This window comes from Tessaracoccus sp. O5.2, assembly GCF_964266725.1.
GTDB classification, from domain to species: domain Bacteria; phylum Actinomycetota; class Actinomycetes; order Propionibacteriales; family Propionibacteriaceae; genus Arachnia; species Arachnia lapidicapta.
Map to the genome: position 1 here is coordinate 36,577 of NZ_CAXWGV010000004.1, position 21,808 is coordinate 58,384.

Annotated in this window: 24 protein-coding genes; 17 read left to right on the forward strand and 7 right to left on the reverse strand. The window is 70.4% G+C overall.

From position 1 onward, the window contains the following. Positions 1–7: 7 nt before the first annotated feature. From ACFQPD_RS02615 to pduA, 5 genes are read right to left on the reverse strand one after another with little or no spacing between them, the layout of a single operon-like run. Positions 8–532: a diol dehydratase small subunit gene (locus ACFQPD_RS02615; protein WP_353080687.1), complete on the reverse strand. Its 525-nt coding sequence runs from the start codon at positions 530–532 to the stop codon at positions 8–10. A 9-nt stretch (positions 533–541) separates the two neighbouring features. Next, a complete protein-coding gene (locus tag ACFQPD_RS02620; protein ID WP_353080686.1) occupies positions 542–1,204 on the reverse strand; it encodes a propanediol/glycerol family dehydratase medium subunit in 663 nt (220 codons plus the stop codon). 10 nt (positions 1,205–1,214) lie between these two features. After that, positions 1,215–2,876, reverse strand: a complete 1,662-nt coding sequence (locus tag ACFQPD_RS02625; RefSeq protein WP_385898138.1) for a propanediol/glycerol family dehydratase large subunit — start codon at positions 2,874–2,876, stop codon at positions 1,215–1,217. A gap of 13 nt (positions 2,877–2,889) precedes the next feature. Then, positions 2,890–3,666 carry a propanediol utilization microcompartment protein PduB gene (gene pduB, locus ACFQPD_RS02630; protein WP_353080684.1) on the reverse strand — a complete coding sequence of 259 codons (777 nt, stop codon included), beginning with the start codon at positions 3,664–3,666 and terminating at the stop codon, positions 2,890–2,892. Positions 3,667–3,672: 6 nt separating this feature from the next. Then, complete coding sequence (gene pduA / locus ACFQPD_RS02635; protein ID WP_353080683.1) at positions 3,673–3,954, reverse strand: propanediol utilization microcompartment protein PduA; 282 nt, start codon at positions 3,952–3,954, stop codon at positions 3,673–3,675. 178 nt (positions 3,955–4,132) lie between these two features. On the opposite strand from pduA, the gene ACFQPD_RS02640 reads away from it, so the two are divergent. The 7 genes from ACFQPD_RS02640 (at position 4,133) to ACFQPD_RS02670 (ending at position 10,492) form a co-directional block, all read left to right on the forward strand. Next, positions 4,133–4,483 (forward strand): BMC domain-containing protein, encoded by a 351-nt coding sequence (locus ACFQPD_RS02640; RefSeq protein ID WP_353080682.1) that lies wholly within the window; start codon positions 4,133–4,135, stop codon positions 4,481–4,483. Continuing rightward, positions 4,480–4,941 (forward strand): EutP/PduV family microcompartment system protein, encoded by a 462-nt coding sequence (locus ACFQPD_RS02645; RefSeq protein WP_385898141.1) that lies wholly within the window; start codon positions 4,480–4,482, stop codon positions 4,939–4,941. Before ACFQPD_RS02640 ends, ACFQPD_RS02645 begins: the two co-directional genes overlap by 4 nt. Further along, positions 4,923–6,275 carry a PocR ligand-binding domain-containing protein gene (locus tag ACFQPD_RS02650; protein WP_385898144.1) on the forward strand — a complete coding sequence of 451 codons (1,353 nt, stop codon included), beginning with the start codon at positions 4,923–4,925 and terminating at the stop codon, positions 6,273–6,275. Before ACFQPD_RS02645 ends, ACFQPD_RS02650 begins: the two co-directional genes overlap by 19 nt. Then, entirely contained in the window at positions 6,272–7,375 is a 1,104-nt protein-coding gene (locus ACFQPD_RS02655; RefSeq protein ID WP_385898147.1) for a 1-propanol dehydrogenase PduQ, read from the forward strand. The genes ACFQPD_RS02650 and ACFQPD_RS02655 overlap by 4 nt, the downstream gene beginning before the upstream one ends. Before the next feature lie 28 nt (positions 7,376–7,403). Further along, a complete protein-coding gene (gene hemW / locus ACFQPD_RS02660) occupies positions 7,404–8,633 on the forward strand; it encodes a radical SAM family heme chaperone HemW (protein ID WP_385898149.1) in 1,230 nt (409 codons plus the stop codon). 183 nt (positions 8,634–8,816) lie between these two features. After that, positions 8,817–9,695, forward strand: a complete 879-nt coding sequence (locus ACFQPD_RS02665) for a DUF3097 domain-containing protein (RefSeq protein ID WP_385898152.1) — start codon at positions 8,817–8,819, stop codon at positions 9,693–9,695. Between the two features lie 23 nt (positions 9,696–9,718). Next, complete coding sequence (locus tag ACFQPD_RS02670) at positions 9,719–10,492, forward strand: inositol monophosphatase family protein (protein WP_385898155.1); 774 nt, start codon at positions 9,719–9,721, stop codon at positions 10,490–10,492. Between the two features lie 2 nt (positions 10,493–10,494). Here ACFQPD_RS02670 and ACFQPD_RS02675 read toward each other — a convergent pair whose 3' ends face one another. After that, on the reverse strand, positions 10,495–11,265 hold the full coding sequence (locus tag ACFQPD_RS02675; protein ID WP_385898158.1) for an MBL fold metallo-hydrolase: 771 nt from the start codon (positions 11,263–11,265) through the stop codon (positions 10,495–10,497). 64 nt (positions 11,266–11,329) lie between these two features. Between ACFQPD_RS02675 and hrcA the strand changes: the two genes are divergently transcribed. The 4 genes from hrcA to tgt are packed head-to-tail and all read left to right on the forward strand — an operon-like array spanning position 11,330 to position 15,477. Next, positions 11,330–12,334, forward strand: a complete 1,005-nt coding sequence (gene hrcA, locus ACFQPD_RS02680; protein WP_353080674.1) for a heat-inducible transcriptional repressor HrcA — start codon at positions 11,330–11,332, stop codon at positions 12,332–12,334. A gap of 16 nt (positions 12,335–12,350) precedes the next feature. Further along, positions 12,351–13,514 (forward strand): molecular chaperone DnaJ, encoded by a 1,164-nt coding sequence (gene dnaJ, locus ACFQPD_RS02685; protein ID WP_385898159.1) that lies wholly within the window; start codon positions 12,351–12,353, stop codon positions 13,512–13,514. Beyond that, positions 13,511–14,245, forward strand: a complete 735-nt coding sequence (locus tag ACFQPD_RS02690) for a 16S rRNA (uracil(1498)-N(3))-methyltransferase (protein WP_385898162.1) — start codon at positions 13,511–13,513, stop codon at positions 14,243–14,245. Before dnaJ ends, ACFQPD_RS02690 begins: the two co-directional genes overlap by 4 nt. Beyond that, the gene (gene tgt, locus ACFQPD_RS02695) at positions 14,242–15,477 is read left to right on the forward strand and encodes a tRNA guanosine(34) transglycosylase Tgt (RefSeq protein WP_385898165.1); all 1,236 of its coding nucleotides are present in this window, start codon (positions 14,242–14,244) and stop codon (positions 15,475–15,477) included. The genes ACFQPD_RS02690 and tgt overlap by 4 nt, the downstream gene beginning before the upstream one ends. Here the strand turns inward: tgt and ACFQPD_RS02700 are convergent. Then, entirely contained in the window at positions 15,453–16,181 is a 729-nt protein-coding gene (locus ACFQPD_RS02700) for a queuosine precursor transporter (protein WP_385898168.1), read from the reverse strand. The two genes, tgt and ACFQPD_RS02700, sit on opposite strands and share 25 nt — an antisense overlap. Positions 16,182–16,298: 117 nt before the next feature. Here ACFQPD_RS02700 and ACFQPD_RS02705 point away from each other — a divergent pair, with 117 nt between their 5' ends. From ACFQPD_RS02705 to era, 6 genes are all read left to right on the forward strand, one after another. Then, positions 16,299–16,736 (forward strand): DUF5709 domain-containing protein, encoded by a 438-nt coding sequence (locus ACFQPD_RS02705; protein WP_385898171.1) that lies wholly within the window; start codon positions 16,299–16,301, stop codon positions 16,734–16,736. Positions 16,737–16,870: 134 nt separating this feature from the next. After that, on the forward strand, positions 16,871–17,806 hold the full coding sequence (locus tag ACFQPD_RS02710; RefSeq protein ID WP_353080754.1) for a PhoH family protein: 936 nt from the start codon (positions 16,871–16,873) through the stop codon (positions 17,804–17,806). Beyond that, positions 17,803–18,261, forward strand: a complete 459-nt coding sequence (ybeY, locus tag ACFQPD_RS02715) for an rRNA maturation RNase YbeY (protein WP_068752129.1) — start codon at positions 17,803–17,805, stop codon at positions 18,259–18,261. Before ACFQPD_RS02710 ends, ybeY begins: the two co-directional genes overlap by 4 nt. Continuing rightward, positions 18,246–19,487 (forward strand): APC family permease, encoded by a 1,242-nt coding sequence (locus ACFQPD_RS02720; RefSeq protein WP_385898174.1) that lies wholly within the window; start codon positions 18,246–18,248, stop codon positions 19,485–19,487. The genes ybeY and ACFQPD_RS02720 overlap by 16 nt, the downstream gene beginning before the upstream one ends. 47 nt (positions 19,488–19,534) lie before the next feature. Further along, positions 19,535–20,845 (forward strand): hemolysin family protein, encoded by a 1,311-nt coding sequence (locus ACFQPD_RS02725; protein WP_385898177.1) that lies wholly within the window; start codon positions 19,535–19,537, stop codon positions 20,843–20,845. Then, on the forward strand, positions 20,817–21,764 hold the full coding sequence (era, locus tag ACFQPD_RS02730; RefSeq protein ID WP_385898180.1) for a GTPase Era: 948 nt from the start codon (positions 20,817–20,819) through the stop codon (positions 21,762–21,764). Before ACFQPD_RS02725 ends, era begins: the two co-directional genes overlap by 29 nt. Positions 21,765–21,808 lie beyond the last annotated feature (44 nt).

Below are 21,808 nucleotides of genomic sequence, written 5' to 3' on the forward strand. Positions count from 1 at the left end.
TACTTGGTCAGTCGACGCGCAGCCGGCCGCGGCTCTCGTACACGTCAGCGGCCTCCCGGACGAAACCGGCCGACACCGTGGCCCCGTAGGAGCCCTCGAGTTCCGCGGCGATGTCGTAGAGCTCCGCCTTGGTCGAGCGATACGGACGCAGCGCGTTGTAGATGGCAAGGAGCCGCTCGTCGGGCACCTTCACCAGCTCGGCGGCACGGCGCAGGTTCCGGGCCAGCGTGGGCCGGCCGGAATCGTCGGCGACCTGGGCCTGCAGCTCGAGCGTCTCCGACGAGATGCGGAAGTCCTCGGGCTTGAGTTCGCCCGAGCGCAGCTTCTCGAAGGTGAGGTCGGCCAACGGCTTGCCGTTGTTGGTGGTGACCAGCTCGGGGTGCTTCTCAGCGAGCGGGTACTGCGCTTGTCCGATCCGCCCGGACGCCGACCCGTTGGACGGGGTGGACGCCTTGGCGAAGGTCACCTGCTCCTTGCCGAGGTTCGCCATGACCTCGGCCATGATCTGGCGGATGAGTTGTTCCTGATCCATGTCGTCTCCTCAGGCCTGGCTGACCTGCAGCGCTTGTGTCTTCTTGGTGAGGTCACACAGCCGGGTCTCCTTGTTGTGCAGGAGGGCCGCGATGGCCTGGTACTTCGGGCGCGCCATCTGGTCGTTCCGGGTCGGGACGGGGCTCGGGGACTCGCCCTTGGCGTACTTGGCGGCGTTCTTGCCGATGGCGCGGAAGGCGTCCAGGTCGATCAGCGGGGACTGGCTGAACAGCTCCAGGTTGCTGAGCGGGGGCAGGTCCTTCTGGTGGATCACCGTCGTGCCGCGGGACTGCAGGCCGATGCCGATGCCGGATCCGCTGAGCTTCGCCGCCTCGTGTGCGATGAAGCCGACGTCGGCGGTGCGGTAGACCTTGACGATCCGGTAGTGGAGGCCCTCCTCCTCGATGCCCGCGCAGATCTGCTTGATCACGTCGCCGTGCGGCAGGCCGATGATCGTCTCGTAGATCTGCGAGCTGAAGGCGGGCGACAGCGCGATGACGACCTCCTTGGGGTCGGTGCCGCGCTCGGCGGGGCCGGACTCCGTGAGGCGGATCCGGCCCGCGGGGGCGGCGTCCGAGCGGGCGGTGCCGGGAGGCGCCGAGGGGGACTCGGCGGCCATCTCGCGCATCACCTGTTCGATGAGCTGCTTGAGTGTGCTCTGGTCGATGCTCATTGCGGTCACCTCAGATGCTTTCCGGGCTGACGGCCTGGCGGATGTCCTTGATCCGGTTCCAGAGCTCGTCGGAGATCTGGTAGCCGGTCTGCGGGCCCGCGTAGTCGTTCGGGTAGTTGACGGCGGAGTTGACGTTGAACTGCTCGTCGAAGATGGCCGACGTGTGCAGGTAGTCGCCGGCGACCCGGCACCGCAGGAGGTTGAACACGGACTTGGCGACGTCCTCGAAACCGCCCTTGATGAGGGCACGCACCACGTCGAAGCCGGTGACGGTGCGCTTCATCATCTCTTCGGCGGCCTTGAGGTCCTCCACGACGTTGCGCTTGGGCATGTCGTTGGAGCTGTGCGCGTACGTGGCGGCCTCGACCTCCTCGTCGGTGATCGGCGGCAGGCCCAGTTCCGCGAAGACGGCCTGGAGGGCCCGGGCGGCCTTGCGGCGCACGGTGACGACGTCCTCCTCGAGGACGGGCACGAGCCCGCCGTCGATGTGGAGGTCGCGCTGGATGATGTTCCAGTCGTCGTAGTCCTCGGCGTCCCAGTTGGACCCGGCGAACATGTTGTCCAGGTTCGGGGTGGCGCTGTAGCCGGAGCAGATGAAGTCGGTGCCGGGCACGAACTGCATGAGCGACCGGGCGACGCGCCGCAGGTCCGAGTGGGTGAACGTCTGGTCGTTGCTGGAGGCGCATTCGAGATCCATCATCATGGCGATGAGGTTCTCGGCCAGGATGGCGCGGATGCCCTGCGGGACCGCGGCGGGGACGCCGACGCAGCTCACGGAGCCGTTCTGCGTTCCCTGCGAACCCGCTGCCTTGGTGATGAACTGGCAGCGCGCCTCGAGGTAGAGCATGGACCTGCCCTCGGCGTAGCCCATCTGGACCTCGGAGCCGGTGCCCGACGTGAAGCGCATCTTCAGGCCGCGCGACGCGTAGCTGGAGGCGAGGAAGGCCTTCGACCAGGGCGTGTCGTCGCCGTCCATGAAGACGGCCTCGGTGCCGTACACGGACACCGTCTCGGCGTAGGCGGTCAGTCCGCGCATGCCGAGCTGGAGTTCGGTGGCCTCCTCGACGGCGCACTGGGTGAGGACCCCGGGGCGCCCGGTCTGGGCCCCGACCAGCAGGCTGAGCGCGTTGAACGGCGCGTAGCGGACGACGGCGACCGTGGTCTCCATCTCGGCGAACCCACGGATGCCGGACTCGGCCGCGTCGGCGGCGATGAGGACGGGATGGTCCTGCACGTTGGTGACGTGGCACTGGTTGGCCGGGCTCTTGCGGGCGCGCAGCTTGGTGACCGCCATCATCATCTCGAGCACGCTCATCTTGCCGACGACCTCGGTGACCTTCGCGGGGGTCATCGCCGTCGACAGCGGGATGATCTGGCTGCGCGGCACGTTGATGTCGCACAGCATGCGGGCGAAGGTCAGCGAGTCGATCGCCATGGCCTCCTCGGCGCGTTCCAGGTTGATGCCGTAGGTGGCGATGAACGTGTCGAGCATGTCGAAGTCGGCACACTGCTTGCCGTCGAGCTCTACGATCTTGCCGTTCTCGATGCGGAGCGACGGCTTGGGGTCATTGGGGCTGTCCATCGCGATGAGGCCGACTTCCGGCCACTCGGTGACGAACCCGTCCTGGTTGACCGGACGCGCGTCCAGCGCCTCGAATCTCTTGGATCTCATGGGGGTTGCGTCCTCAGATGTAGGGATGGGTGCTGGACTCGGGGTAGGTGCCGAGGGCACCGAGCAGGGCCCGGCCGACGTCGCGGGCGGCGACGATCGCCTGGCGGACAGCACCCGAATCGCCACTGAAGAACGAGATGACCTCGTTGGAGTAGCTGGTCCCGGCGGCGGGGCTGGCGTAGCCGACGACGTCGATGGTCGAGGCCTTCACCGCGGTGTCGGCCAGGACGACGCCGATGGCCGCAGGGGCGCCCACCGTGATGCCGAAGGCCTTGCCGAGCGGGGCGTTGAACGCCTTGGCGAGCGCGTGGGAGGCGCGGGCGGTGTACTGGAACTCCAGGTGGCCGGCCTCGTTGCCGTACACGTCGCCGAACGTGCGGTCCAGCTCGGACAGGGTGACCTCGACGGCCCGGCGGGCATCGGAGACATCCTCCGCGCCGAACACGATGAGGGAGCCGTGACCGGCGCCGCCCTTGGTGTCGCGGGGGAGCTCGATGGTGAGGATCTCGCAGTTGGTGGCCTTGACGGCCTCGTCGGCGGCGAAGATGTGCGGGCCGGCGCCGGTGCGGGCGCCGACGATGCCGATGGAGCGGTAGCGGCCGTCGAGCTTCATCATCTCGTGCAGCTGGGGATCGACGTTGGCGATGACCAGGCCGATCGTGTCGCCGAGGGCGTTGGTGCCCACGAACTCGGTGGCCGCGGGGCGGGAGCCGCCGGCGGCCGCGGGGGCGGAGTCGCCCATCTTCTTCATGACTTCGGCCATGACCTTGGTGATCAGTTCATCCGACATGCTCGCCTACTTCGCGCTGGAGGGGAGGATCTTCTCGACGTCGGTGTGCGGGCGCGGGATGACGTGCACGCTCACCAGTTCGCCGACCTTGCTGGCGGCAGCCGCGCCGGCGTCCGCCGCGGCCTTGACCGCGCCGACGTCACCGCGCACGAAGACGGTCACGAAACCCGCGCCGATCTTCTCGCTGCCGATGAGTTGGACGTTGGCTGACTTGACCATGGCGTCGGCCGCCTCGACGGCGCCGACGAATCCCTTGGTCTCGACCATGCCGAGTGCTTCTTGCATCACAGGACTCCTTCGTCGTGACTAAGTGGCCGTCACTGGTCACTCGTCCGTCACGATAGGGCGGCTTCCGCTACACGGATCAGGCCACTTGTTACACATTCCTGCTGTCGCCGGGGGGCGCTATTTCCTCCCCGGGAGGCCCGGGTTAGTGTGGGTGACGCACACGGGGACGAGGTGGTTCATGGACGTGCAGGACAAGCAGCGCATCATCCAGGAGTTCGTGCCGGGCAAGCAGGTAACGCTCGCGCACATCATCGCCAACCCGGACGAGCATCTGTACGCGAAGATCGGGCTCACGGCCAAGACGCGCGGCGCCGTCGGGGTGCTGACGATCACGCCGGGTGAGGCCGCGGTCATCGCCGCCGACGCGGCGGCGAAGGCCTCCGGGGTCGAGCTGGCATTCGTCGACCGCTTCTCCGGCTCGCTGCTCATCGTGGGAACCCTGGCCGACGTCGAGTCGGCCGTCCGCGGCGTCGTCGACACGCTGGAGACCGTGCTCGGCTTCACTCCGGCCCCTCTGACGCGGACATGAGCGCAGTCGACACCGCGCCCGGGACGCTGCTGCTGGTCGGCTCCGTCGGCTGCGGCAAGACGACCTTCCGGCAGCGGCTGGCGGCCACGGAGATCGAGTACGTCAAGACGCAGGCGGTCGAGTCGTTCGACGGCGTCATCGACACCCCCGGCGAGTTCCTGCAGCACGGCCGCCTCCAGCGGGCGCTGCAGGTCGTGGCGTTCGACGCCGACGCCGTCGTGTTGTTCCTCGATCCGACGGAGGAGCAGTCCTACATCCCGCCGGGCTTCGCCGGGGCGTTCAACCGGCGCGTGCTCGGCGTCGTGACCAAGATCATGCTGGCCACCCCGGCGCAGGTCGACGACGCGGTGGCCCGGTTGCGAGCGGCGGGGGCCGACCCGGTGCTGGCGGTCGACTCGGTCACCGGGGCGGGATTCGACGACGTGAGAGAGGTACTGGGATGTCCGTCGTCGAAGTGAGCGACGCGCGGCTGGCCGCGGTGGACCTGCGCACGCTGATCGATCTGGAGGAACTGCAGCGCATCCAGGACGACTTCGCGGCCGACACCGGCCTGGCCATGATCACCGTCGACTCCATGGGCACGCCGGTGACCCGCGCCTCGGAGTTCAGCGCCCTGTGCCGGTTCCTGCGGCAGGACCCGGAGATCCGGCGCCGCTGCTTCTCGTGCGACGCCCACGGCGGGTTCCAGTCGGCCTTGGAGGGCAAGCCGTTCGTCTACCGCTGCCACGCCGGCCTGGTCGACTTCTCGGTCGGCATCATGATGGGCCCGCACTACCTGGGCGCGATCCTCGCGGGCCAGGTGCTGTTGACCCGCGGACAGGGCTCGCTGTCGAAGATCCTCGCCACCAGCGACGACCTGGGCGACCCCGGGGCGGTGGCCGAGCTCATGGACCAGGTGCGGGTCGTCGAGCTGTCGAAGATCGAATCCGCCGCGGATGCGATCGTCACGCTGGCCAACCGCACGCTGAGCGGACGCAGCGCGACCTACCATCTGCCGGCGTCCACCGGCCCCTACCTGGGGCGCCTCAAGCCCCTGCCGCCGCAGGACCCCGCGAGCGACGAGGTCCTGGCCCCGCTCCTGGCCGGCAAGGTCAAGCAGCTGCCGCTCGTGCCGCTCCAGGCGCTCGCCCCGGACGAGAGCCTGGACGCCGAGCGCATCGCGCGGAACCTGCACGCCGCCGACGTCGGCGCGAACCTCCAACTGCTCAGCGACTACCTGGACCGCCTCCTTCCGCGATGGAGCCAGAAGCTGCCGCCGTCGCGGCTGGCGGAGTACGAGGACGTGCTGATCGGCCTGGCCTCCGGCGAGGGGGTGCACCACGGGCGCGAGGTGTCGCAGGTCGTGATCCGGCACCGCAACCGGCGTCGCCCGGACCTCAACCGCTACGAGTGTCAGCTGTACTGCGAGAGATTGTTGATCCTCCTGCACACCCTGGTCGAGCCGGAGCTGCTGCCGCGCCAGCGCACCATCGCGACGCTGCTGAACGAGATCGAGAAGGACCCCACGAGCTTCCTCACGTGCGGCAAGGCGGCCGAGTACCTCATGTGGTCGGAGTCGCACTTCGCGCGGCGGTTCAAGGACAAGACGGGCGAGAGCTTCATCCACTACGTCACGGCGAAACGGCTGGAGCGGGCCAAGCTCATGCTCATCCACACCCCCAAGCCGGTCCTGCGGATCGCGACCGAGCTGGGGTTCCAGCCCGCCAACTACTTCTCCCGCACCTTCAAGAAGCTCGTCGGCGTCACGCCGAGCGAGTTCCGCGACGAGCACACCCGCCAGGACCGGCCATGAGGGAGTTCCGGCTCGCCACCCACGTCCGGATCGGGCCAGACGCGCTGGGTGCGCTCGATGAGCACGCCGGGCAGCGCGTGCTGCTGGTGACCGACGGCTTCCTCGCCACGACGCCCCTGTTCGCCTCGGTGGCCGGCCGGCTCGGCGAGCACGTGACGATCTTCTGCGACGTGCAGCCCAATCCCACGATCGGCACGATCAGCCGGGGGACGGCGGCGTACCTCGACGCCCGCCCCGACGTCGTCGTCGCCTACGGCGGCGGGTCCGTGATGGACGCGGCCAAGGCCATGCACAAGGCGGCCCTCGACTCGGGCTTCGGCGCGGTCCACGGGCTGGTGGCGATCCCGACGACCAGCGGTTCCGGATCCGAGGTGACGTCGTTCGCGGTCCTCACCGACGAGCGGACGCACACCAAGATCCCGCTGGTGTCCCCGGACATGGTCGCGCGCGTCGCGATCCTCGACCCCGAGGCGGTCGTGGGGGTGCCGCCCGCGATCACCGCCGACTCGGGCATGGACGTGCTGACGCACGCCGTGGAGGCGTACGTGTCCGTGGGCGCCTGTGATTTCTCCGACGCCCTGGCCGAGAAGGCGGTCGAGCTGGTGGTCGCGCACCTGGTGCGCTGCTACACCCACGGCGACGACCGCGACGCGCGCGGGCACATGCACAACGCCTCCTGCCTGGCCGCCATGGCCTTCGACAACGTGGGGCTGGGCATCACCCACTCCCTCGCGCACGCCGTGGGCGGCCACTTCCCGATCGCGCACGGCCGGCTCAACGCGATGTTGCTTCCCCACGTCATCGCGTTCAACGCGGAGCGCAGCCCGGCAGCCGCGGACCGTTACACGCGCCTGGGGCGGCTCGTGACGCCGTCGGCCACGGGCGCCGCGGCCGTGACGTCGCTGGTGGCGGCGGTGCGCCGACTCAACGGCGCGCTGGGCATCCCCGCGCTCATCGCCGAGGCGGGCGTGTCGACGGCCGAGTACCGGGCCGTCGTCGACGCCATGGCCGGGACCGCCCTGGACGACGGCTGCACCGCCACGAACCCGGTCCGTCCCAGCCGCGAGGACCTGGTCCTGCTGCTGCGGCGTCTGGGCTGATCCGCGCGGGGCTGCGTAGGCTGGGGCGGTGGCCCAGCTCCCCGACGGCGACCCCGCCCCGCCCGACGGCGCCCTGCCGGCGTCGGCGCTGAATGCGGCGCGCCCGCTCTCGCTCTACGTGCACGTGCCGTTCTGCCGGGTGCGGTGCGGGTACTGCGACTTCAACACCTACACCCCGTCGGAGCTGGGCGACCTGGCACCGGGCACCTATCTCAGCGCGGCCGTCGCCGAGCTGGACCTGGCTGCGCGCGTCCTGGGCCGGCGGCGCGTGTCGACGGTGTTCTTCGGCGGCGGGACACCCACCATGCTGCCGGCCGACGCACTGGCCGGGCTGCTGGGGGCGGTCGGGGAGCGGTTCGATCTCGCGCCCGACGCGGAGGTGACGACCGAGGCGAACCCGGAGACGCTCACCCCGGACTACCTGGTCACCCTGCGCGCCGCGGGATTCACGCGCCTGTCGCTCGGTCTGCAGTCGGTGGTACCCCACGTGCTGGCGGTGCTGGACCGGCAGCACACGCCCCGGCGTGGGCTCGACGCGGCCGGCTGGGCGCGCGACGCCGGCTTCGAGCACATCAGCCTGGACCTCATCTACGGCACGCCGGGGGAGTCCCTCGACGACTGGCGGGCGAGCCTCGATGCCGTCGCCGGCGCGCCCGTCGACCACGTGAGCGCCTACTCGCTGATCGTGGAGGAGGGCACGCGGCTGGCGGCCCGGGTCCGTCGCGGGGAGCTGCCGATGCCGGACGACGACGACCTGGCCGACAAGTACGAGTTGGCGGACGCCCTGTTGACGTCGCTGGGGATGGCGAACTACGAGGTGAGCAACTGGGCCATGCCGGGCGGGGAGTGCCGGCACAACCTGGCCTACTGGCACGGCGCCGACTGGTGGGGGATCGGGCCGGGGGCACACTCGCACATCGGCGGGGTGCGGTTCTGGAACCGCAAGCACCCGCGCAGCTACGCGGCGTCGCTGGCGGCGGGGGAGTCGCCGGCGTTGGCCCGCGAGGTGCTGGGTGAGGAGGATCGCCGGGTCGAGCGCGTCCTGCTGGAACTGCGGCTGGCGCACGGCGTTCCGCTGTCGGTGCTGACGCCGTCGGAGGGGTCGCGGATCGACGGCATCGTCGAGCGGGGGCTCGCCGCCGTCGTCCACAGCCTCGGGGGAGAGCACGGTGGTGCGCTGGAGCCGGGGCCGAGGCTGCGCCTCACGCGGGAGGGCCGGCTGCTCGCCGACGGCGTCATCCGCGACCTCCTCGACTGACCGCGGTTGAGCCTGACACGCGGCTCGCCGAGGCCGGTTGAGCCTGACACGCGGCTCGCCAGAGGAGGTTGAGCCTGCGCCCGGCCTCGACAGCGCGTATGGCCTCTGAAATCGGTTGCAGGCCGAACGAGTCGGGAATCAGGCTCAACTCCGGCTGCGGAAGGAGGCGGTGTCGCTGGCCGGATGGGCGGCGCGGCGCTGATAGCGTCGCCGATCGTGGATCGCTACGCACGAGACGTCCTCGCCCCCGGGTGGCAGAAGTCGCACCTCAAGAAGACCCGCGACGTGCCCGTCGAACTCGACGTCGTCGTCGAGTTCGGAGACTTCTGCGGCGCCGTCGTCGGCTGGGAGAACGGCCTCGTCCTCCTGGAGGACCGACGCGGCAAGCGGCGGGCCGCGCCCTTCGGCCCCGGCTTCCTCCTCGAGGGGCAGCCCGTCGCGCTCCGGCCGCCGCTGCGAGGCACGCCCGCGGGACCCGCCTACACGGCATCGGGATCGCGGGTGTCCGCGGAGCCGGCGAAGGCCCGCGTGGCCCTGCCCAGCCGGATCTACGTCGAGGGCCGCCACGACGCCGAGCTGATCGAGAAGGTCTGGGGCGAGGATCTCCGCCACGTCGGCGTCGTCGTCGAGTTCCTCGGCGGCATCGACGACCTGCCCGCGATCGTTGCCGACTTCAGACCCGAGCCCGGCCGCCGCCTCGGCGTCCTGGTCGACCACCTGGTGCCGGGCAGCAAGGAGAGCCGGATCGCCGAGGAGGTGTACCGCGCCGGATACCGCGACACCGTCCTCGTCGCCGGTCACCGCTTCATCGACATCTGGCAGGCCGTCCGCCCGGACCGGATCGGGCGCAAGGCGTGGCCAGACGTGCCCCGCGACATCGACTTCAAGAAGGGCACCCTCGCAGCCCTCGGGCTGCCCCACGCCGATCAGGCCGACGTCGCCCGCGGCTGGCAGGCGATCCTCGCGCGCGTCACGAGTTGGCGCGACCTCGAACCGCAGCTCAACACCGTGGTCGAGACCCTCATCGACTTCGTCACGCAGGACCATCTCGACGACGCCTGAGGCGGCGCCGATAGGGTGGGGCCATGGACACCGAGGGCATCGCGCGCCTGCTCGAACAGACCGCCGCCGAGATCATCCTTCCGCGCTTCCAACAGCTCGCCCACGGCGACGTCATCGAGAAGAAGCCCGGCGACCTCGTCACCATCGCCGACCGCGAGGCCGAGGACTACCTGACGGGCCTGCTCCGTGAGGCCCACCCCGGGGCCGTCATCGTCGGGGAGGAAGGCGTGTTCGCCGACGCGAGCCTGCTCGACGGCCTGGCCACGGCCGAGCACGCGTTCGTCATCGACCCGATCGACGGGACCCGCAACTTCGTCGCCGGCCGCGACGAGTTCGGCGTGATGCTGGCCGAGGTGCGCGACGGCGTGACGACGCGCGGCTGGATCCTGCAGCCCCAGGCGCAGCGCATGTACATCGCCGAGCTGGGCGGCGGAGTCACCCTCAACGGATCACGCATCGACCGGACCCGCGCCGACCGTGCACCGCTCGGCGCCACCTCCAAGCGCTCCGTGCACGGTTTCACGGCCGACGGCCGGCTCAGTCCCGTCGTCGAGAGCGCCTGGTGCTGCGCCTTCGACTACCCCAAGGTGCTGCACGGCGACGTCGACTTCCTCGTCTACACGACCGTCCACCCGTGGGACCATCTCGCCGGGTCGCTCATGGTGACGGAGGCCGGCGGCGTCAGCCGGACCCTCGCCGGCGAGGACTACACGGTCGCGTCGCGCGCCAGGGGCCTGCTCATCGCCTCGGACCCGGAGACGTGGGCGGCGGCGCAGGAGGCCTGGCCAGCGCGCTGAGGTCAGATGCCGAAGATCGGCAGTTGCCGCTTCGGCACGACGCCCTTCTCGGCCAGCTCCGCGTACGCCTTCGGGAGCGCGACGGCGAGCGTCTCGGCGCTGAACGGCCACTCGACCGCGGTCGCCGCCTGCTCGGCGGTCACGCCCTGCTGGATCAGCATCTCGCTCGAGCTGTAGAGCATCGCGACCTCGGCCCGCTGCACGAACGCGAAGTCGCGGTCCACCACCGCACCGTGGCCCGGGACGAACCGGGTCCCGGCGTTGCTGGCCCCCAGCACGCCGTCGAGCACGGTCGGCCAGTTCGCCAGGGAGGTGGACTCGTCCACCTGCGGATCCGCGCCCTCCTCCAGCAGGTCGCCGGCGAACACCACGTTCTCGCCGGGCACGAACACGACGACGTCCGCCTGCGTGTGCGCGCGTCCGAAGTGCAGCAGCTCGACCCGCTGGCCGCCGAGATCGACCGCGCGGGCCATCGAGAACACCTCCGTCGGCTCCGCGCCCGCCAGATCCTCGTGCCCGATGGACATCAGCCCGGCCATGCCCGAGAGCCCGCCGACATGGTCCGCGTGGCCGTGGGTCAGCACCACGTGCGTGACCGGGACGCCGGCCAGGTCCGCCGCGGAGCGCACGAGGTCGGCTCCCTGCGCGGGGGTGTTGCCGGCGTCGACCAGCAGGGCTGCGTCCCGCCCGACGACCAGCCCCACGTTGACTCGGTGCGGTTCGAGCGCGGTCACGTACACGCGGTCGGTGACCGGGGTCCAGGCGAGCGTCATGGCAGCCAGCATAGATGCCGGTACACTGGCACTCGACCGCCACGAGTGCCAGCCAGGAGGTGACATGCTCGACGACCGCAAGCTCGACGTCCTCAAGGCCATCGTCACCGACTATGTGGCCAGCCGCGAGCCGGTCGGCTCCAAGGCCCTCGTCGAGCGCCACAAGCTCGACGTGTCGGCCGCGACCGTCCGCAACGACATGGCGGTGCTGGAGGAAGAGGGCTACATCGCGCAGCCCCACACCAGCGCCGGCCGGATCCCCACCGACAAGGGGTACCGGTTGTTCGTGGACCGCCTGGCGCAGATCAAGCCGCTGTCGCCGGCGGAGCGCAGCGCCATCACCACCTACCTCAACGGCACGGCCGACGTCGACGACCTGGTGACCCGGACGGTGCGGCTGCTCGCGCAACTCACGCGGCAGGTCGCGATCGTCCAGTACCCGATCGCGCAGCGCACGGTGGTGCGCCACGTGGACCTGCTCCTGCTCACCCCCGAGCGGCTCATGGTCATCGTCGTGCAGTCCTCCGGGCGGGTGGACCAGACCGTCCTGGAGTCCCCGTCGTCCGACGAGGGCAGGCTCCAGGCGCTGCGTAACCGCGTGGCGGAGGCCATCGTGGGCCGCGCGACGGCCGACGCCGCAGCTGCGCTGGGCACCTTCGTCGACGCCTTGGCGCCGGACGAGCGGCCGTACGCCGCGCCGGTGGTGGCCGCCGTCCTCGAGGCGATCGCGGCGGAGCCCGCGGCGCACGTCGTGGTCGCGGGGCTGCCCAACCTGGCCGCCAGTCAGACGTTCGAGACCAACCTGCGGCCGCTCCTCGAGGCGCTCGAGGAACAGGTGGTCCTCATGCGGCTGCTCGGCGAGGCGGCCGGTGACGACGTCACCGTGCGCATCGGCGAGGAGAACACCACCGAGGGCTTCCGCAGCGCGAGCGTCATCGCCGCGGGATACGGGGCGGACCTGTCGGCCAGCCTCGGCGTGCTGGGCCCCACCCGCATGGATTACCCCTCCCACATCGCCGCGGTGCGCGCCGTGGCCCGTTACGTCAGCAGATTCCTGAGCCAAGGCTGATCGACAGAAAGAACCCATGAGCAAGGACTACTACGCAATCCTCGGCGTCGACCGCGACGCCTCCCCGGAGGCCATCAAGAAGGCGTACCGCCGGCGGGCCATGAAGGTGCACCCGGACGTCGCCCAGGAGGCCGACGCCGCGGAGAAGTTCAAGGAACTCAACGAGGCGTACGAGGTCCTCAGCGACCCCAACAAGCGCGCCGTCTTCGACCGCGGCGGGGACCCCATGTCCTCGGCGGGCGCCGGGTTCTCGGGTTTCGGCGGCGGTTTCGCGGGCGGGTTCGACTTCTCCAACCTCGTCGACGCCATGTTCGGGGCCGCGGGCACCCGCGGGCCCCGCTCACGCGTCCGTCAGGGCCAGGACGCCCTCGTCCGGGTCTCCCTCAAGCTCCACGAGGCGGTCTTCGGCACCACCAAGCCTGTGAAGGTCGACACCGCGGTGTTGTGCCCCAAGTGCTCCGGACACGGCGGAGAGCCCGGCTCCGAACCCGTGACCTGCACCACATGTCAGGGCTCCGGCGAAGTGACGCAGATCCAGCGCAGCTTCCTCGGCGACATCCGCACGTCCCAGGCCTGCCCCACCTGCCGCGGCTACGGCACGATCATCCCCCGGCCCTGTGGGGAATGCTCGGGTGAGGGACGGGTCCGCACCACCCGCACGCTGCAGGTGCGCATCCCGGCGGGCGTCAGCACCGGCATCCGGATCCATCTGGAGGGCCAGGGCGAGGTCGGCCCGGGCGGCGGTCCGGCGGGCGACCTGTACGTCGAGCTCGCCGTCGAGGCCCACGAGACCTTCCGCCGCGAGGGGGACAACCTCGAGGTGGTGGTCAAGGTCCCGATGACCGCGGCGGCCCTCGGCACCAGCATCGACGTGGCCACGCTCGAGGCCGAGTGGGACGGATCCGACCTGGAGGACCGCAAGGTCGCCGTCGAGGTCCCGGCCGGCACGCAGTCGGGCACCCGCATCCCGCTCAAGGGCCGCGGCGTGCCTCGCCTCCGCGGCGGCGGCCGGGGCGACCTCGGCGTGACGCTGCTGGTCCAGACGCCCACCAAGCTCGACGACCGGCAGCGCGAGCTGTTGCGGGAACTCGCCGAGGCCCGAGATGAGTCCGCGCCGGAGGGCGTCGCCGCCCAGGGCCACAAGGGCGTGTTCGGCAAGCTCTCCGAGTGGTTCTCGTGACTGACCCGCTGTTCTTCGCCCGCTTCGACGCCGCCGTCGGCCCCGGTGACCTCGTGACGGTCACCGGCGAGGAGGCCCACCACGCGGTCTCGGTCAAGCGCATCGTGCCCGGCGAGACGGTCCTGCTGGCCAACGGCGACGGCGTCGGGGTGCGCGCCGAGGTGATCTCCGCCGAACGGCGCGAACTCGCCGCCCGCGTCCTCGACGTCATCCCCGCCGCCACCCCGTCGATCGGATGGGGCGTCGTGCAGGCGCTGGCCAAGGGCGACCGGAGCGAGCTGGCGGTCCAGATGGCCACCGAGCTCGGTGCCCGGGAGATCCTGGCCTGGCAGGCCGCACGGTCCATCGTGCGCTGGCAGGGGGAGCGGGGCGACAAGGCCCTGGACAAGTGGCGGGCGACGGCGCGGGAGGCGGCCAAGCAGTCGCGCCGGTTCCTCGTCCCGGACGTCGTGGCGGTCAGCACCGCCGACGTGGCCGACGCGATCGCGGCGGTCGACATCGCCCTGGTGCTGCACGAGGACGCGCCCCAGCACATCGCCGACATCGACCTCCCCGAGGAGGGCACGGGCCTGGTGATCGTCGGACCGGAGGGCGGCATCGCGCCCGAGGAACTGGACCGGTTCGTCGAGGCCGGCGCCGTCCCGGTAGCCATCAGCGACGGCGTGCTGCGCACGTCCACCGCCGCGGCCGTCGCGCTCGGCCAGCTGGACGTGCTGGCGAGACGCCCGTGACCGGCGGCTTCTCCTTCGACGTCACGCACCATCTCGACGGCGCCCGGGGCCGGGCCGGCGTCATCCACACCCCGCACGGCGATATCGAGACCCCGGCCTTCATCGTGGTCGGCACCAAGGCGACCGTGAAGGCGGTGCTGCCGGAGGCCGTCGCCGACCTCGGGGCGCAGGCGGTGCTCGCCAACGCCTACCACCTCTACCTCCAGCCGGGCTCGGACCTCGTCGACGAGGCGGGTGGCCTCGGCCGTTTCATGAACTGGCCCGGCCCCACGGTGACCGACTCCGGCGGCTTCCAGGTCATGAGCCTCGGCGCCGGATTCAAGAAGGTGCTCGCGATGGACACCGCCGGCCTGGCCGACGACGACGTCATCGCCGACGGCAAGACCCGCATGGCCCACGTCGACGACGACGGCGTCACGTTCCGCTCCCACCTGGACGGGACGTCACACCGCTTCACGCCCGAGGTCTCCATGCGGATCCAGCATGAGCTGGGCGCCGACATCATCTTCGCCTTCGACGAACTCACCACGCTCATGAACACCCGCGCCTACCAGGAGGCGTCCGTGGAACGCACCCACCGGTGGGCCGAGCGATGCCTGGCCGAGCACCAGCGCCTCACGCGTGAGCGCGGTGGCCGGCCCTATCAGGCCCTGTTCGGGGTCGTCCAGGGCGCCCAGTACGAGGACCTGCGCCGCGGGGCCGCCCGGGGCTTGGCCGAGCTGGAGGTCGACGGCCGGAGCTTCGACGGCTTCGGGCTGGGCGGGGCGCTGGAGAAGGAGAACCTCGGCACGATCATCACCTGGATGGTCGACGAACTGCCCGAGCGCAAACCGCGACACCTGCTGGGCATCTCCGAGCCCGACGACCTCTTCGCCGCGGTCGAGGCTGGCGCGGACACCTTCGACTGCGTCAACCCGTCGCGGGTCGCCCGCAACGCGGCGATCTACACCGCGGACGGACGCTACAACGTCAACACCGCGCGGCACCGGCGCTCCTTCATCCCCCTGGAGGAGGGGTGCGACTGCTACACCTGCACGCACTACACGCGCGCCTACCTCCACCACTTGTTCAAGGCGAAGGAGATGCTGTCGTCGACGCTGGCGACCATCCACAACGAGCGGTTCACGGTGCGCCTCGTCGACCGGATCCGCGCGTCCCTGAAGTCGGGGGACTTCCACGCCTTCCGCGACGAGTTCCTGGGCAGGTTCTACCGCAGGGGCGCCGGCGCGTAGCTCGGTTCGTGGCGCTTCACCAGCGCGATGATGCGGTACGTGACGGGCAGGAAGAGCGCCTCGACCAGCACCTTGTACACGTAGCCCACCACGATGTAGTTGAGCAGCGTGCCGCCCGTGATGACGCCGGCGAAGGCCACGACGCAGAAGATGGTCGTGTCCGCCGCCTCACCCACGACGGTGGAGCCCAGGAGGCGTGCCCACAGGGAACCCTCGCTGCTGCGGGCCTTGAGCTTGACCAGGACCCAGGCGTTGAGGAACTGGCCCGCGACGTAGCCGAGCAGGCTGGCGATCACGATCCGTGGCACGAAGCCCAGGATGGCGTCGAAGGCGCCCTGGTTCGGCCAGTCGGCGGCGGCGGGCGCCGCGCCCACGGCGAGGAAGGTCACCGACGCGAGGATCGACACGGCGAATCCGAGCAGAATGGCGCGCCGCGCACCCTTCAGCCCGTAGATTTCCGCCAGCACGTCGCCCAGCACATAGGTCAGCGGAAACAGGAACGCGCCGCCGTCGGTGATGATGGGCAGCACAGGAATCCCCAGGGGGGTCCAGTCGGGTCCGAACTGGATCAGTTTGACCGCCGACACGTTGCTGATGAGCAGGAGAGCGCAGAACAGGGCGACGACGACGTCGAATACGCCCTGCGGACGGTCGGCGAAGGACGGACGCGGTGTGGCCTCGGGGCGTGGGCTCGTCTGTTGCACCGCGGCATTGTACGCCGTCAATGCGGGGTGCATCGACGGCTCGCTGGGCGCGGGCCAGTTCAGCGGGAGCCTGCGAGTAAACGCGCGACAAGGCCGGGACGGTGGCAAGATTCAGGCATGGACGACAGCGCAGTTGAGTATGTGCCGGACGAGTCGGAGCAGCTCGACCAGTTGCAACCCGGCGATTCACTGATCGACCGTGGCGTCGACGACGTGCTCGACGAGGGGTACGTGACCCCCGAGAAGTGGTCGCCGGCGCAGGGCTTCGGCAACACGGTCGCAGAGATGCGCCAGGGCGAGACGCTGGAGATGCGCATCGCCCAGGAGGAGCCCGAACCGACGGGCGACGAGGTCGAGTGGAACCCCACGCACGAGCCACGTCAGGTCGGAGCGGCCCGCGCCGGTCGTCTCATGGCGGTGCAGGGCAGTGGCGGCGTCGAGCACACCCTCGGGGTGGACGTCGGCTACGGCGGGGGTGCTGCGAGCGCGGAAGAGGCCGCGATGCACATCATCTCCGAGGACGACGAGGAGGACCTGGCCGTCCTGGAGAGCTGACGCTCCCGCGACGCGCCTAGACTGGGCGGCCGGTGGCGGAGGGCGCCGCCGCACCACAGAAGGATCACACCCTGAACACGAACCATCCGGAGCAGCACGCGACGCGCACCGTCTCGGTGCCGGCCTCGATCGACATGGTCAACCTGCTGGGCCCCCGCGACGACTTCCTCCGCATCCTTGAAGACAAGCTCGACGCCGACTTGCACGTCCGCGGCGGTCAGATCACGCTGTCGGGCCCCTCCGCCGAGGTGGCGAAGGCCACGGAGGTCCTCACCGAGCTCATCACCATCCTGCGCACCGGCCAGGGCCTGACGGGAGAGACGGTGGAGCGGGTCATCCAGCTCGCCGACGACCCGCACGCCACGCCGTCGGAGATCCTCACCCAGAACATCGTGTCGTCGCGCGGCAAGACCGTCCGGCCCAAGACGCTCAACCAGAAGCGCTACGTCGACGCCATCGACCGGCACACCATCGTGTTCGGCATCGGCCCGGCGGGCACGGGCAAGACCTATCTCGCGATGGCCAAGGCCGTCCAGGCGCTCCAGGCCAAGGAGGTCAGCCGCATCATCCTCACGCGGCCGGCCATTGAGGCCGGGGAGCGGCTCGGCTACCTGCCGGGCACCCTCAACGACAAGATCGACCCGTATCTCAGGCCGCTGTACGACGCCCTGCACGACATGGTCGACGCCGACTCGGTGCCGAAGCTGCTCACCTCCGGCACCGTCGAGGTGGCCCCGCTGGCGTACATGCGCGGCCGCACCCTCAATGACGCGTTCATCATCCTCGACGAGGCGCAGAACACCTCGATGGAGCAGATGAAGATGTTCCTCACCCGCCTCGGCTTCGGGTCGAAGGTCGTCGTGACCGGCGACATCACGCAGGTCGACCTGCCCGGCGGTGTCAAGAGCGGGCTCAGGGGCGTGATGGACATCCTCGACGGCATCGACGACATCGAGTTCTGCACGCTGACGAGCCGCGACGTCGTCCGGCACCGCCTGGTGGGGCGCATCGTCGCGGCCTACGATCAGTTCGAGAGCCTCACCTCCGAGCGCAAGGGACGCCGCCAATGATCGACATCAACAACGAGTCCGGGATGGAGGCCGACGAGCTGGGCCTCGTCGAACTCGCGAGGTTCGCGCTGGACAAGCTGCGCATCCATCCCCAGGCGGACCTGTCGATCGTGCTGGTCGACGAGGAGACGATGGCCGAGTACCACGAGCGGTTCATGGACCTCCCGGGCCCGACCGACGTGATGAGCTTCCCGATGGACGAGCTCCGCGAACCCGCGGAGGACGAGGAGCCGCCGCTGGGGCTGCTGGGCGACATCGTCCTCTGCCCCCAGGTCACCGCCCGCCAGGCGGCCGACAACGGCCGCAGCGCCGACGGCGAGGCCGAGTACCTGCTCATCCACGGCCTGCTGCACCTCCTCGGCCACGATCACGCCGAGCCGGACGAGAAGGCCGTCATGTTCGGCCTGAACGACCGCATCATCGCGGCCTGGGATCAGGTGTGCGGTCGCAGCTGAGCCGCAGCCTCGGCCTGGCTGACGCCGTCGCCATCGGTGTCGCCTCCATGGTGGGCGCCGGCGTGTTCGCCGTGTGGGCCCCCGCCGCCGCCGCGGCGGGGGGTGCACTCCTCATCGGATTGGCGCTCGCGGCGCTCGTGGCCTGGTGCAACGCCACGTCGTCGGCCCAGCTCGCCGCGCAGTATCCCTCGGCGGGTGGGACCTACCTGTACGGACGCGAGCGGCTGGGGGACTGGCCCGGCTTCCTCGCCGGGTGGAGTTTCGTCATCGGCAAGACGGCGTCCGTGGCCGCCATGGCCATGACGCTGGCCGCCTACCTCGCGCCCGACGCGTGGCGGGTGCCCGTGGCGATCGCCTCGGTCTGGGCGATGGTGGCCATCAACCTGCTCGGCGTCACCCGTACCGCCAGGGCGGCGATGGTGCTGGGATCGGTGGCGTTGCTGTCGCTCGCGGCGGCCCTGATTGTCGGGTGGCAGGCGGGGTCCACGGGCGGGGGGACGCTGCTGGCCCTTCCCGCGGGACCGGCCGGGTGGTACGGGGTGCTGCAATCGGCCGGACTGCTGTTCTTCGCGTTCGCGGGCTACGCGCGGGTCGCGACCATGGGGGAGGAGGTCCGCGATCCCCGGCGGACCATCGGCCGCGCCATCGTCGTGGCGTTGAGCGTCGTGCTCGTCGTCTACGCCGTGGTGGCGGTGAGCCTGCTGCTGCTCGTGGGCAGCGATCGCCTGGCCACGACCAGCGCACCACTGGCCCTGCTGGTCGACGACCGGCCCGGCGCCCGCGTCGTCCTCGTCATCGGGGCGACCGCCGCCGTTGGCGGCGCGCTGCTCGGCCTGTTGTCCGGCATCGGGCGGACATGGCTGGCCATGGCGCGCAACGGCGACCTGCCGCGCTTCTTCGACCACACCCACCCGCGGACCCTGGTGCCGCACCGCATCGACCTCACCCTCGCCGCCGTCCTCACCGTCATCCTGCTCGTCGCCGACCTGCGCGGCGCCATCGGGTTCTCGTCATTCGGAGTCCTGCTCTACTACGCCGTGGCCAACGCGGCCGCCCTCACGCAGGAACCGCCCGAGCGTCGCTACCCCAAGGCCTGGCAGGTGATCGGACTCGCCCTCTGCCTGCTGCTGATCGTCACGCTCCCGTGGCAGTCGATCCTCGGGGGCGTGGCCGTGCTGGCCGCGGGCGTCTTCTGGCGGCGCCTCGCGCCGGCCCCGCTGCGATAGACTCGGGCGCCACAGCGTCCCCGACTTGAGCGAGTTGAACACCCCCAGTGACCCAGTCCGAGTGGATCGAACTCAGCATCGCCTTGGCGTGCGCGCTGGCCGCCTCTCTCCTCGCGGCCGTCGAGACCGCCCTCGGCGTCACGACGAGGGCCCGGGCCGAGCGCATGGTGGACCAGGGCGTGCGCGGCGCGGAACGCATCAAGCTCATCGCCGAGGACCCGGCGCCCTCGATCAACGCCGTCATGTTCGCGCGCATGGCCCTGGAGATCACCGCCATCGTGCTGGCCGGCCTCGTCGTGTTCACGCAGTTCCCCCTGGACTGGCAGCGCGCGGCCGTCACGATCGTGACCATGCTGGTGGTGTCCTTCATCCTCTGGGGAGTCGCGCCGCGCACCCTCGGGCGCCAGAACCCGGAGCGCACGATGCGCGCTTTCGGCCCGCTCGTGTCGGGGCTCACCACGATCTTCGGGCCCATCGCCCAACTGATGATCCTGCTCGGCAACGCCCTCACCCCCGGTCGGGGCTACGCGGACGGCCCGTTCGCCACCGAGGCCGAACTGCGCGACCTGGTCGACATCGCCGAGAAACAGGAGCTCATCGAGGCCGGGGAGTCGAAGATGATCCATTCGGTCTTCGAGCTGGGCGACACCCTGGTGAAGGAGGTCATGGTCCCGCGCACGGACGTGGTCTACGTCACCGGTGACCGCACGCTGCGTCAGCTCCTCTCGCTCGCCCTGCGCTCCGGTTTCTCCCGCATCCCGGTGGTGGGCACCGACCTCGACGACATCCTCGGCGTCGTCTATCTCAAGGACGTCTCCAAGCGGGTCTACGACTTCCCCGATGCCGAGCGCCAGGAGACCGTGGCAGACCTCATGAGGCCGGCCGTGTTCTGCCCCGACTCCAAGCCGGTGAGCGACCTGCTGCGCGACATGCAGCTCAGCCACTCCCACCTCGTGCTGGTCGTCGATGAGTTCGGGGGCACCGCCGGCCTGGCGACCATCGAGGACATCCTGGAGGAGATCGTCGGCGAGATCGTCGACGAGTACGACCAGGATCAGCCCGCCGTCGTGGACCTGGGGGAGGGGCGTTACCGGATCTCGTCGCGGCTGCCGGTCGACGAGCTTGGCGCGCTGTTCGACGTCGACCTGGACGACGACGACGTCGAGACCGTCGGTGGGCTCATGGCCAAGCAGCTCAACGTGGTGCCCATCCCCGGGGCGCGGACCACCGTCGGCGACATCGAACTGGTGGCCGACCGCGCGGTCGGTCGCCGCCACCAGATCGGGACCGTGCTCGCCCGGCGCCTGACCCAGGACGAACTGCCCACCGATGACGCCACTGGAGGCGACGATGACTGACACCCCCTACCGCTCCGGATTCGCCTGCTTCGTGGGCCGCCCGAACGCGGGAAAGTCCACCCTCACCAACGCGCTCGTGGGGCAGAAGATCGCGATCGCGTCGAGCAAGCCGCAGACGACGCGGCACGCGGTGCGCGGCATCATCACGCGCGATGACGGCCAGCTCGTCCTCATCGACACCCCTGGGCTGCACCGGCCGCGGACACTGCTGGGGCAGCGCCTGAACGACCTGGTGTTCGAGACGTGGTCCGAGGTCGACGTCGTGGGCGTCTGCCTGCCCTGCGACCAGCGCATCGGCCCCGGCGACAAGTTCATCATCGGCGAGATCGCGAAGCTCGGCCACCGCCCCACGCTGGTGGCGCTGGCCACGAAGACGGACCTGGTGAGCCGGGATCGACAGCTGTCGCATCTGGTCGACATCGGTCACGTCGCCGAGGAGCTGGGCATCGAGTGGGCCGAGGTGGTGCCGTGTTCGGCGACCGCCGGCGACCAGATCGACACCGTGCGGGACGTGCTGCTGTCGCTGCTGCCCGAGGGACCGATGTACTACCCCGACGGTGAGATCACCGACGAGCCGGAGGAGACCCTCATCGCCGAGCTGATCCGCGAGGCGGCCCTCGAGGGGGTGCGCGACGAGCTGCCGCACTCCATCGCCGTCGTCATCGACGAGATCATGCCGCGGGCGGACCGGCCCGAGGACAAGCCGCTCACCGACATCTTCGCGTCCATCGTCGTGGAGCGGGATTCGCAGAAGGGCATCATCATCGGCCACCGCGGCGCCCGCCTCCGGGAGATCGGGACACAGGCGCGGGAGCAGATCAACCGGCTGCTGGGCACCCGCGTGCACCTGGACCTGCACGTCAAGGTCCTCAAGGAGTGGCAGCGCGACGCCAAGCACCTCAACCGGCTCGGATTCTGACGAGTCGCGCACTCTGGCTGCGCGAATATGTCTCGCCGGTAACT